Origin of the sequence: Sphingobacterium sp. CZ-UAM, from assembly GCF_002000245.1 — a bacterium.
Classification (GTDB): domain Bacteria; phylum Bacteroidota; class Bacteroidia; order Sphingobacteriales; family Sphingobacteriaceae; genus Sphingobacterium.
Map to the genome: position 1 here is coordinate 159,522 of NZ_MTCM01000003.1, position 12,166 is coordinate 171,687.

A 12,166-nucleotide genomic window follows, 5' to 3' on the forward strand; every position below is an offset into this window, starting at 1 on the left:
TTTATTATACAGTTAAACACAAATTTTATGTTTGGAACTCGTACGTCGGCTTTTCTGAAACTTTCGAAAAGAGACTTAAAATATGATTTCCCTGCTAGTGTTGTGGTGTTTTTGGTGGCACTTCCATTATGTTTGGGAATTGCAATGGCCTCAGGTGCGCCATTGTTTGCAGGATTATTGACTGGTGTTATTGGTGGAATCGTTGTTGCTTCAATCAGTAAATCACCACTCAGTGTAAGTGGGCCAGCCGCTGGCCTCACAGTTATCGTATTAGGTGCTATCCAGAGCCTAGGCGCTTATGAGACTTTTCTTCTTGCGGTAGTCATCGCAGGTGTCGTACAAGTCATTTTAGGTATTCTAAAAGCTGGTATGATTGGAAATTATTTCCCTTCAGCGGTTATTGTCGGCATGTTGGCCGCTATTGGTATTACCATTATTATGAAGCAAATTCCATTGGCATTGGGTTTGGTGGAAGCGCATGCTTTTGAACTGGACAATGGCCATGGTATCGCCGCTTATTTTGATACACTCGCTTCAGCGATCAACTTTGGTGCATTAATCATCTGTACGCTATCATTGGCGATCTTGATCTTCTGGCCAGCAATACCGAAATTGAACAAGATACCGGCACCACTGGTTGTTGTTATCCTAGGAGTAGTTTTAGCCTATCTTTTTCAAGGCTCATCCTTTCAACTGCTGGACAAACAGTTCGTCCTAGTTCCGATAGTCGGTTCATTTACTGAATTTACTGGCCTATTTACTTTTCCGGACTTTACACAGATCATTAACAAAGATGTCTGGATAGCAGCATTTACGATTGCCATTATAGCCAGTTTGGAGACCTTATTGAGCATTGAAGCCGTTGACAAGATAGATCCTTATAAACGCAATACACCGACTAACCGTGAATTAGTAGCACAAGGAATCGGGAATATGACGAGTGGTTTTTTAGGCGGCTTGCCGTTAACATCCGTCATCGTCAGATCGTCGGCGAATGTAAACGCAGGAGCGAAAACCAGACAATCAGCAATTTTGCATGGTATGTGGCTCATCGTTGCCATATTGGCCATTCCTACCTTATTAAATATGATCCCTTTGGCCTGTCTCGCTGCAATTCTACTCCACACAGGTTATAAGTTAGCCAAACCAAGCTTATTTGCCTCCATGTATCGAAAAGGATTGGACCAATTTATCCCTTTCTTTGTGACAATTGTTGCTGTAGTATTTACAGATCTATTAATGGGAGTGGGCATTGGAATCGTTGTAGCAACATTCTATATTTTAAGAGCAAATATGAAAAATGCTTTTAAGTATAATATTGAGAAGGACAACGAAGAAGATAAGGCTGTCATTGTATTAGCGGAGGAAGTTTCATTTTTGAATAAGGTTCCTATTCAGCAAAAATTGTATAGTTTACCAAAGACGGTTAGTAAGATCCGTATCGATGGGACTTTCAGCAAATTTATAGACAAGGATGTAATTGAAGTCATCAAAGATTTTGAACAGAATGCCAAAAGTAAGGGCAAGGAGATTGAGCTTTTACAGGTAGTCTATAAAAAATAAAGTTGTTTGTCGTAAACAACAAAGTTAAAAATTTGTATTATTATAAAATTGAAAAAACGCCCCCGGGCAAATAGTGAATATGGAAAATAAAGATTTAAAAGCAGGATTTGACAATATTATTAAGGGAAACCAAGAATGGATGGATTTTGTAAAAAATGATACCACAGGTCGTTTCCAACAACTTGCAAAAGGTCAGAATCCCGAAATTCTTTGGATTGGTTGTGCTGACAGCCGTGTACCTGCCAACGAATTGACCGGTACAAAACCCGGTGAGGTATTCGTGCACCGTAATATCGCTAACATGGTTATCCACTCAGACATGAGTTTATTAAGTGTACTGGATTATGCTGTCAACGTATTAAAAGTAAAACAGGTCATTGTAGCGGGGCATTATGGCTGTGGTGGTGTTGCCGCGTCTTTGAGCCGCAATCAATACGGTATCATCGATAACTGGCTAGGTCATATCAAAGATGTGTACCGTTTGCATAGCGCAGAGATTGATAATATCGAAGACAACGAAAAGAAAGTAGACCGCTTAGTTGAACTTAATGTCAAAGAACAGGTTTTTAATCTTTGTTCTACTTCGATCATCCAAAATGCCTGGAAAAATGGACAACCTCTTGCTGTACATGGTATGGTAATCAATATAGGAACAGGCCAATTGATCGATCAAAATTGTACTTTTATAAGTAACGAATCCCTTGGAAAGGTATTCGCTTTCAAATAGTAACAAATCGGTGAAAGGGACGAAGATTCGTCCCTTTTTTATTTCATGGCTTAGCCAAGCAATAATCAGGGTAACACGGGAACTTTTCACATGATTACCTGATCAAGCCAAGCCGAATATCTATCATCACCTACCTAATATCTCACTTCTAATAATTAACTTTGTATTATGAGTGAAGAAAAATCATTAAATTTTATCGAGGAAATTGTCGAAGAGGATCTTCGTACAGGAAAACATGGCGGACGTGTATTGACACGTTTTCCTCCTGAGCCAAATGGTTACCTCCACATTGGTCACGCCAAATCTATCTGCTTGAATTTTGGATTAGCACAGCAGTATAATGGCAAGACTAATCTACGTTTTGATGACACTAACCCTGTCACTGAGGATACTGAGTATGTTGAAAGTATCAAGAAAGATATTCAATGGCTTGGATTCCAGTGGGCAGAGGAATTATATACTTCGGATTACTTTGAGACTTTATATAGTTATGCAGTTGAACTCATAAAAAAAGGTTTAGCTTATGTTGACGATAGTACAGCTGAAGAAATTGCAGCAGCAAAAGGCACCCCAACAGAACCGGGAATTCCAACCGGCTATCGCGACAGGTCGATTGAAGAAAATCTAGCTCTATTCGCAGACATGCGTGCTGGTAAATACAAAGATGGCGAAAAGGTACTGCGAGCAAAAATAGATTTAGCTAGTCCGAATATGCATATGCGCGACCCTTTGTTGTACCGCATCAAACACGCTCATCATCACCGGACAGGCAATCAATGGTGCATCTACCCGATGTATGACTTTGCACATGGACAATCGGATTCTATAGAGAAGATCACACATTCGATCTGTACACTAGAATTTATTCCGCATCGTCCCCTGTATGACTGGTGTATTGAGAAATTGGAAATTTTCCCTTCCAGACAATATGAGTTTGCACGTTTAAACATGACATATACTGTCATGAGCAAGCGTAAGCTTTTACAACTAGTCAATGATAAATTTGTTGAGAACTGGGATGACCCACGGATGCCAACAATCTCGGGTTTGAGAAGAAGAGGATATACTCCGGCGAGTATTCGTAACTTCTGCGACAAGATCGGCGTTCAAAAACGGGAAAACATGATTGACGTCAGTTTACTGGAGTTTTGTATCCGTGAGGATCTGAACAAAACTGCCTGGCGCAGAATGGCTGTCCTTGATCCGATCAAATTAGTGATCACAAATTATCCAGATGGCCAAGTAGAAGATTTGGTCGGTGAAAATAACCCTGAAGTTGAAGGTGGTGAAGGCCATAGAATCATACCTTTTTCCAAAGAACTTTGGATTGAACGTGAAGATTTTATGGAAGATGCTCCAAAAAAATTCTTCCGCCTCGGTCCTGGGCTTTCGGTTCGTCTAAAACATGCCTATATCGTTACCTGTAATGATTTCGTCAAAGATGAAAATGGAAGGGTAATAGAAGTACATTGTACTTATATCCCTAATTCTAAATCAGGTGAAGATACTTCCGGACTAAAAGTTAAGGGAACGATCCATTGGATTTCTGTTCCCCATGCAAAGGAAGCTGAGGTAAGATTATATGACAGGTTGTTCAATGATGAAAATCCAGCTGCTGCCGAAAACTTCAAAGATTCTATTAATCCTGAAAGTTTACACGTAATTGAACGTGCTTATATCGAACCGGATCTAGCTACTGCTACCCCAGGAAAAGGGTACCAATTCATACGTTTAGGCTATTTTACATTGGACACACATTCCACTCCCGAACACTTGGTCTTTAATCGTACAGTTACATTAAAAGATTCTTGGGGAAAAGAAGTGAAGAAAATGGATAAGTAAACCATAAAAAGTAAAATGTCGGAAACAATTCCGACATTTTACTTTTCTATTCTATGCCATACCATTGCTGATACTGCTTTCTAAGCCCCTCAACACGCGCCAGTCGCTTGCTATCATTGGCTGCCAATAAAATATCTCGATAACGATCGACCGAGTCTAATGCCGTCTGCATATCGCTCCATTCAAAACCTAGATTTTTTTGATCTAATACCAATTGGTGTAAATGGTCCATATTTTGTGAAACATAATTCAAGTTTCTGTCTACGATATTTCCGGCCAGGTGCCCTTGTCCGGAACGGTATAGGCTATCAATGATATCTGCATAATTAATCGCATCCGACATCGCATATACTCGCTCCGGCAATTGGTCGTAAGCTTTCTTGGCCACTTCTCCAGCTCGTTTGACCTGTCCGTTTTCCAACAGTAACCGTGCTGTCTTACCAAAAATATCCCGCGCATACATACTCGAGAAGCGAAAGGAGTCGGTATCCAAATATTTTGCATTCTTGATATTTCCCCAATTGTATTTATGCATGATATTATCATATAAGGCTTCCACATCGACCAAAGCTGCCATCTCGCCAGCAGACGCCTGCTGTTCATTGGTCACAGCAACGGGCATCAGCCTTGAAGCGAATCCTTCATTGACAAGATATTTGTCCAGTCCCAACTTAATATCACTAGGTAGCATATTCGAGAAATAGATCGGTCGATCCCAATGATTATTTTCAAGGAGGGACAACAAAGTCAGGTCCGATCGGGATAAGTGGTCAGCGGGAATCTCCCATTCCATTGTTGCAACGACCGCATCCTGAAAATAAGCCGGCACAGCATTCTTTTGCAAGACCTCCGCTTTGTTAATAGCCAATTTAACCTTCTTAGTCGGAAAATAATTCTCCAAATTTCCAGAATTCAGCTGTACTTTATAATCAGGGGCATCAGAGGTAACAAATTGCAATAACTGTTGGATATCCACGGCTTCATTCAACTGTCTATCCACAAAAGGAATATAATCGCGAATACCCTTTTTTGTTTTTTCGGCAGGTATCGCAATCGGAAGTCCTGCTGCTGAATAAGTTGGTTTCTTAACCTGTTGCATATACCAGTCTCCTGTTAAATAGCTCAGCACCACAATCCGCACATCCGGACGAACCCCTTCTACCTCCTGCAGATACCATAATGGAAAGGTATCATGATCACCATAGGTAAATAAGATTGCATTTGGTGCGCAGGTTTCAAGGTAGTTGCGTGCAACATCCCGCGCCAAGGATTTTTCGGAACGATTATGATCATCCCAGTTTTGATGTAACAGAATAATCGGCCCGCCCAAAACTGCAAAAGATAACCCTGTAGCCAAGGCATAAGGGGTATGAACGAAACGCTTAAAAAAGCGTACCAATGCTATGGCACCAAGTCCGATCCAAATAGCAAAAGCATAAAAGGACCCAGCATAAGCATAATCACGTTCACGGGGTTGTAACGGCGTTTGATTAAGATACACGACAATAGCTATACCTGTAAAAACAAATAGCAAGGTCAATACCAAGGTATAAGGCTTATGGTGTCTGTATAGCCAAATCGCTCCAGCTATCCCTAATAACAAAGGCAAGAAAAAATACGTGTTTCGGCTTGGATCATGTTGTTGTGACTCCGAAAGATGATGTTGCCCACCAAGGCGCCAATTATCCAGCGTTTTCACTCCAGAGATCCAATTCCCCTCCGTATAAGATCCATAGCCTTGCTTGTCATTCTGCCTGCCAACAAAATTCCATAAGAAATACCGTGCGTACATTTCTCCCAATTGAAAATGAAAGAAAAACTTAAAATTATCGGAAAACTGCGGCTTTTCGCCGTCTTTTAAGTTGAGATAACTTCTATAGTAAGCTTGGTGGTTTGCATCTTGGCTATAGATACGCGGAAAAAATGTTTCTCGATCAAAATCATATTTATCAACTTGTGTAAATGCTGTATAATTGGACTCATCTTTCCGATAATCGGTCTTACTTTTTATGTCTACAGCTTTCGAATCGTAATATGGCCCTTTCACCAAAGGCTCCCGTGTGTACTGCTCGCGTCCCAAGTAGCCCAAAAACGAAAATACATTATCAGGCGCATTATTATTCAGGGATGGATTCGCTTTTCCACGGATCAATACCATGCTGTAGGAACTATAGCCAAATAGAATGAAACAAAAAGCCAACAAGGCTGTATTTAACGAATACTTGCGATTTCTATGCGAATAAAAAAGACCATATACAATGGCGCCACCAATAAGGAGGCACAAGAAAAGAATTCCAGATCCAAACCCCAGTCCGAGCGAATTCACAAACAACAGATCTATTTTTGAAGCAAAAGCCACCAACCACTGAATGACACCCCAAAGAATGGCTGCCAAAACCACCAATCCCAATAAAAATGCAATTAAAATGCCTTTCAGATTAATTTGCGAAGTCCTTTTAAAATAGACCACCATAGCTATGGCCGGAATAGCCAACAGATTCAATAGGTGGACTCCGATCGAAAGTCCCATAACAAAAGCAATAAAAATCAACCAGCGGTCGCTTCCATACTGATCCGCCCGCGCTTCCCATTTGAAAATTGCCCAAAAAACCACTGCTGTACAAAGCGAGGACATCGCGTACACTTCAGATTCCACAGCCGAATACCAAAATGTATCGCTAAAGCTGAAAGCCATTGCCCCGACTGTCCCTGCAGCGAAAAGCTGTAAGTAGTAGGAGAAAGTAGGTTGCTGTGGCTTCTTCAAAATCTTCTTGCCTATTGCGGTGATTGTCCAGAATAAAAATGCCACGGTGATACCGCTACAGATCGCCGAACCGATATTCATCCAGTAGGCTATCTTCGCAGTGTTACCGAATGCCAGGTTGGAAAAAACATTCTGAATAAGCAAAAATAGAGGCGCTCCAGGTTGATGGGCAACCTCTAGCTTGTAGGCACAGGCAATAAATTCACCGCAGTCCCACCAACTCACGGTCTTTTCGACGGTAGCAATGTACACAAGCGTAGCAACAAGGCCACAGGTCAAACCGAATAGAGTATTTAATTTACTGTACGTCATAAGGTCAATTGGTCTAAATCTTTATTTCTTTTAGTACTTTAAATTAAACAGTTATCTTGATTTAAAAATGTTAATTAACACTATTTAACATCATTATTTAATCAAAAATATTTCTCTAAAGAAACCGCTTCTATAATGAAAAGAGAAATATAGTTTTTTGAAAGGTAGATGCTACAGACAGGAATACTTTCGCATAGGTATAACGGTGTTCCTGCTATTGGTTCAATAAAAAAGCGAGGGATTCCTCCCTCGCTCTATTTATATTTTTAGGCCAATTTTTCAACGATCTTTTTGGTTGGCCCGGGATTACTCATGGTATAAAAATGCAACACCGGCGCACCAAATTTAATCAGTTCCTGACATTGTTGTACAAGCCATTCTTCACCTACTTGCCTCACATCGGCATTGGTTTTACATGATGCAACGGCATCACTCAATTCCTCTGGAATATCCAAGTGGAAAATTCGTGGCAATGTGACCAACTGTTTTTTTGTCGTCAAAGGTTTGAGCCCCGGAATAATAGGAACATGAATTCCGTTGTCGCGGCATTTGGTCACAAATTCCTTGTATTTTTCTACATTAAAGAACATCTGCGTCACGATAAATTCTGCACCCATATCGACTTTTTGCTTCAAGTATTTAAAGTCTGTATTGAAATTAGGGGATTCAAAATGTTTCTCAGGATATCCGGCAACACCAATACAAAAATCAGTTTTTTCAGATGTAATAATATCTTCGTGGAGATACTTCCCCTTGTTCATATCTGTGACCTGTTCCAATAGATCCGTTGCAAAAGCATGGCCGCCCTCAGTTGGAATAAAATCAGCATCGCCTTTACGCGCATCTCCTCTTAGCACCAAAACATTGTCGATACCCAGGAAATTCAGGTCAATCAAAGCATTTTCCGTTTCCTCTTTGGTAAAGCCTCCGCATATCAGATGCGGGACTGCGTCCACCTTATATTTGTTCATGATAGCAGCACATATTGCCACTGTTCCTGGGCGCTTGCGATACGATACACGTTCCAATAATCCGCTAGCATGTTCCTTATAGATGTAATCTTCACGATGATAAGTTACATCTATAAAAGGTGGTTTAAATTCCATCAGTTCATCCATTGTTTTGAAAATACTTTGGATGCCCTGTCCCTTAGCAGGTGGCAATAGCTCAAAAGAAAACAATGTTTTTCCTTTAGCGTTCTGGATATGGTCGGTAATCTTCATTAAAAAACTGTTTTAAGTTTGGGTTGGCTTACATCGAAACGCACAAGTCGAGGATATGTCTATCTGCATGTAACTTATCTTTCCCACATGGAGCAGGGTAGAATTTAGCACCTTGAACAATACAGGTTGCTAAGGCTTCACTGGGTCTAGTCCCTCGGCCTTTCTCTATAAGCGTTGCTAATATCGTTTTAAAAAACCAAACAACAAAAATATTTTTTTGAAAATCTAAAAATTATGGCAACAAAGCTGTTTCATCCCATTTTTTTTATCCAAATTATTCCAAAGTTGAAAGAGCCTTGCGTAGGTTCTTTAAATAGAATGTGATTAACAACAGACCGGAAACACTATACTTCTCCTTCTGTCCGTACTTAAATCCATCCATTAAATATTTATAGGCGAACAATGCATTTTCCTCATTGTAAAACAACTCCTTCCACGAGACAGGAACATCTTCCCATCTTTTTAATACTATTCCATTTTGGGCATAGGTAATTGGAGATTCAACCCCATCTATTTTATAATCATTATGAACACCGGAATTAGAGATGTGCTGAAAATAGGCAATCGAATAATCCAAAAAATTCAGTGCTCGGGCCTTTATCTCTCGCTCGTTCTCAGCTCTTGTTGGAATATTACGCCAGAGATTGACTTCGCTATCAAATTTACTAGGCTGCTCGCGAATGGGAGTCTTGTCCAACCCGAAATTGATATATAGGCGTTCGGTATTGGGCAAATGGGCGGAATTAAATGGAGAGAAGTCACCTTTCAACTGCACAAAATCCTTTTTTATCTGGATAATATCCAAGGAAAGTTTTCCCTTTGCAGCATCTATAAGCTCAAGTTTATTTCCTTTAAATGTGTATTTACCATACAAAAGGATATCGTCTATAGCAAGGACAAAGTGTGCTTTATCCTGCAGCGAGAGAAAGGAACGATGATAAAGCGGATGATCACAAGAGATATCAGGCTCGACATTTAGCGGATTATCGGCTTTAGCCTTCAAATAAGCCTCATTGGTATAACCGCAAATAACCTGGTAATTTCCAGCCGGAAACTCCTTGTCATTTCCCAGAAAAACGCAAGAGGACAAAAATATCGTTGAAATAAGGATCAATAGTGGCTTCAAAACGGATCATTTAATATGGTCAATAAATTGATTATCTAGTGCCAAGATACTCAAAATCCAGCAGAGTCGAGATACACTTGAATGTTTCAGCACATCAATACTATTAAATACAATCGGATACTTCAATTTTATAACAGAAAAAGGTCTAGATTCTGTTACGAACTTAGACCTTTTTCGTCGTATACACGAGGATAAAAAAAACTCTCTAAATTTAGATCCTTATTTTGTTATCAGAGACGAATTTCTGGGACAATCGCTCTTATTCTTTATAGAGGTCGACTAGCCCCTCAGGCAATTCTACTTCAATAATTTCCTCTTCTCCGTCTATACCCAAAATGAGATCATCGGATAACGGGAACATCAATTCTTTTCCATCCATATCAACGGTAGCAACGAACTGCTGTGGGAATTCCTGTACATCCGTAATTTCTCCTAATTCACCGTGGTTTTCATCGATCACCAAAAAGCCAATTAAATCTGTATATCTAAAATCATCCGGATCCCGTTCAGGCATTTTATCGTTGGGAAGATAAACCTTTTTTCGAACCAGCGCCTGCGCCTTGTCGATGTGATCTACGTCTTCGAATGTCACATAGGCTGTACTATTTTTCTGCAGTTTTATCGTATCGATAAAATAAGGAACAAGTTTTTTGTTGATCTCCAAAAAAACAACATCCATATCCAAGCTCTCATAGTCTTCAAATTCAAAAAACAATTGCATTTCGCCTTTAAGACCTCTCGTCTTGCTGATATAGCCTATATAAAAACTTTGATCGACAGTCATTTTGTAGTATTTTTTCTTGAGATATTTATATTGAGATGTCATCCATCAAGCTTCCGCTATATATTCCACCCCCTTTTTATTTTTTCACTTTTTGTATTGAGATGATGAGGATTTAGACTTACGGTCTATTTAAGCAGGACAGGCCTCAACAAATTTCAATACCTGCTTCTTTTATTAAAAAAGCCGGCTCAAGATTGAGCCGGCTTTCTCGAATACTTTATGAAAGAATTAACCTTCAGTTTCTTCTGATGCAGGAGCTTCAGTCTCTTCAGCAGCAGGTTCTTCCGCTACAGGAGCATTTTTAGCAGCTACAGCAGCAGCTTTTTCTTCTTTTTTCTTCGCTTCAGCAGCTAAAGCAGCTTTCTTAGCATCAGCTTTAGATTGAGCTAAACCATCTTTTTTACCAGAGATTCTAGCTTCTTGAGCTTCAGTCCAAGCAGTGAATTTAGCTTCAGCAGCAGTTTCATCAAAAGCACCTTTTTTCACACCACCTTGTAAGTGTTTTTTGTAAAGAACACCTTTGTAAGAAAGGATAGCACGAGCTGTGTCAGTAGGTTGAGCACCTTTATTCATCCAATCCAACGCTTTTTCAAAATCCAAAACGATAGTTGCAGGATTTGTGTTTGGGTTGTAAGAACCAATACGTTCGATGAATTTACCATCACGTGGAGCGCGAGAATCCGCTACGACTACGTGGTAAAAAGGACGTCCTTTTTTACCATGTCTTTGCAATCTGATTTTAGTTGCCATTTCTTAATTTTATTTTATGTATTCAACATATCCCCCGAGCTTCATACTAGAGGGGATGCAAAGATAGTTATTTTTTTTTATTCATAGACATAATTTAATAAAACTTCACTGAGAATGACATCTTTAGCATCTCCAAAATCCCCTTTAACAACATAATTGATTGCCGTAGGTTTGCCACTAGCGTCCAAGGTAATTTTTACAGCTGTTTTCTTTGTCCAATCCGGCTGCATTTCTTGATTGGTCCTTCCCGGAATCAGGGCAGAGAAAAAAGCGTTTTCTAAATTTCTGGATACCACCTGATTAATATCAATCGGATTAAACCCCATTTGTTTGTAAATAGGATAAAGTGGGTTTATTGTCGTAGAATATTGAAAAAAGGAGAATAATGTGAATTCAAGTTTAGGGTCTCCGGGATTATTGAAAAAAGGTGAGAAATATAGAAAGCTTTTCAGGTTTTGGATATTATCGCCATTATAGGCTAAAATCAACTCCTGCTCATCTCCAATTTGTTCATAAAATTTCTCCAGTTTCCGATAGACAATTTTGGAAGGTACAGACATGTTCGAAGTATAAGAATAGCTTGTTAATAATTTATCTTTAATGAGCGATTCAGCACCTACACGGTTTATTCCATCTTTAATCGTTGCGCTCTTATTATACAAACTATCAACAAATACACTCTTCAGACGATTCTGCTCGTCCCAATGATAGCTTAAACGCACGATCTTCACCTGTTCAATTCCGCCTGTTTTACCCTGTAGCGCAATACGCGAATAATCCACTCGTCCATTTGCCCCATAATGGAACTGCTGTTCATTTACTTTTGTTACCCGCCCTTGAGCATCATATTCAAGTAGATAACTAGTTTCGGCGCCATTTGAAGCTGATAAGGTTGTATTTTTAAATTCGATAAGCCTAGTATTATCCTTTTCAGATCCATCTTTTTTACACGAATAATTAAAGGCAATACATAATAATACAAGGATACCCACTGTATATTTCATAAAACAATAATTTGGTCAATAAATTAGAAGCAAATTAAGTATATTTTTCTCAGTTAAAATAATCTTCGGCA

9 protein-coding genes and 1 riboswitch are annotated in these 12,166 nt (G+C 39.5%); of the genes, 3 read left to right on the top strand and 6 right to left on the bottom strand.

Going from position 1 to position 12,166, the window contains the following annotated elements:
* Positions 1-27 precede the first annotated feature (27 nt).
* From BWD42_RS14545 to BWD42_RS14555, 3 genes are all read left to right on the top strand, one after another.
* Positions 28-1,563 carry a SulP family inorganic anion transporter gene (locus BWD42_RS14545; RefSeq protein ID WP_077437129.1) on the top strand — a complete coding sequence of 512 codons (1,536 nt, stop codon included), beginning with the start codon at positions 28-30 and terminating at the stop codon, positions 1,561-1,563.
* 79 nt (positions 1,564-1,642) lie between these two features.
* Positions 1,643-2,290 carry a carbonic anhydrase gene (locus BWD42_RS14550; protein ID WP_077437130.1) on the top strand — a complete coding sequence of 216 codons (648 nt, stop codon included), beginning with the start codon at positions 1,643-1,645 and terminating at the stop codon, positions 2,288-2,290.
* Positions 2,291-2,458: 168 nt separating this feature from the next.
* On the top strand, positions 2,459-4,132 hold the full coding sequence (locus BWD42_RS14555) for a glutamine--tRNA ligase/YqeY domain fusion protein (RefSeq protein WP_175992070.1): 1,674 nt from the start codon (positions 2,459-2,461) through the stop codon (positions 4,130-4,132).
* Positions 4,133-4,178: 46 nt separating this feature from the next.
* On the opposite strand, the gene BWD42_RS14560 is transcribed toward BWD42_RS14555, so the two are convergent.
* From BWD42_RS14560 to BWD42_RS14585, 6 genes are all read right to left on the bottom strand, one after another.
* On the bottom strand, positions 4,179-7,208 hold the full coding sequence (locus tag BWD42_RS14560) for a DUF2723 domain-containing protein (protein ID WP_077437132.1): 3,030 nt from the start codon (positions 7,206-7,208) through the stop codon (positions 4,179-4,181).
* Positions 7,209-7,474: 266 nt separating this feature from the next.
* Positions 7,475-8,431, bottom strand: coding sequence for a methylenetetrahydrofolate reductase [NAD(P)H] (gene metF, locus BWD42_RS14565; RefSeq protein ID WP_077437133.1), 957 nt, complete (start codon positions 8,429-8,431; stop codon positions 7,475-7,477).
* A gap of 71 nt (positions 8,432-8,502) precedes the next feature.
* Positions 8,503-8,605, bottom strand: a riboswitch (SAM riboswitch).
* 100 nt (positions 8,606-8,705) lie between these two features.
* Positions 8,706-9,557 (bottom strand): hypothetical protein, encoded by an 852-nt coding sequence (locus tag BWD42_RS14570; RefSeq protein WP_077437134.1) that lies wholly within the window; start codon positions 9,555-9,557, stop codon positions 8,706-8,708.
* Between the two features lie 259 nt (positions 9,558-9,816).
* Positions 9,817-10,341: a ribosome maturation factor RimM gene (gene rimM, locus BWD42_RS14575; protein ID WP_077437371.1), complete on the bottom strand. Its 525-nt coding sequence runs from the start codon at positions 10,339-10,341 to the stop codon at positions 9,817-9,819.
* Positions 10,342-10,569: 228 nt separating this feature from the next.
* Positions 10,570-11,091: a 30S ribosomal protein S16 gene (locus BWD42_RS14580; protein ID WP_077437135.1), complete on the bottom strand. Its 522-nt coding sequence runs from the start codon at positions 11,089-11,091 to the stop codon at positions 10,570-10,572.
* A gap of 77 nt (positions 11,092-11,168) precedes the next feature.
* Positions 11,169-12,095, bottom strand: a complete 927-nt coding sequence (locus BWD42_RS14585; protein WP_077437136.1) for a hypothetical protein — start codon at positions 12,093-12,095, stop codon at positions 11,169-11,171.
* Positions 12,096-12,166: the final 71 nt, after the last annotated feature.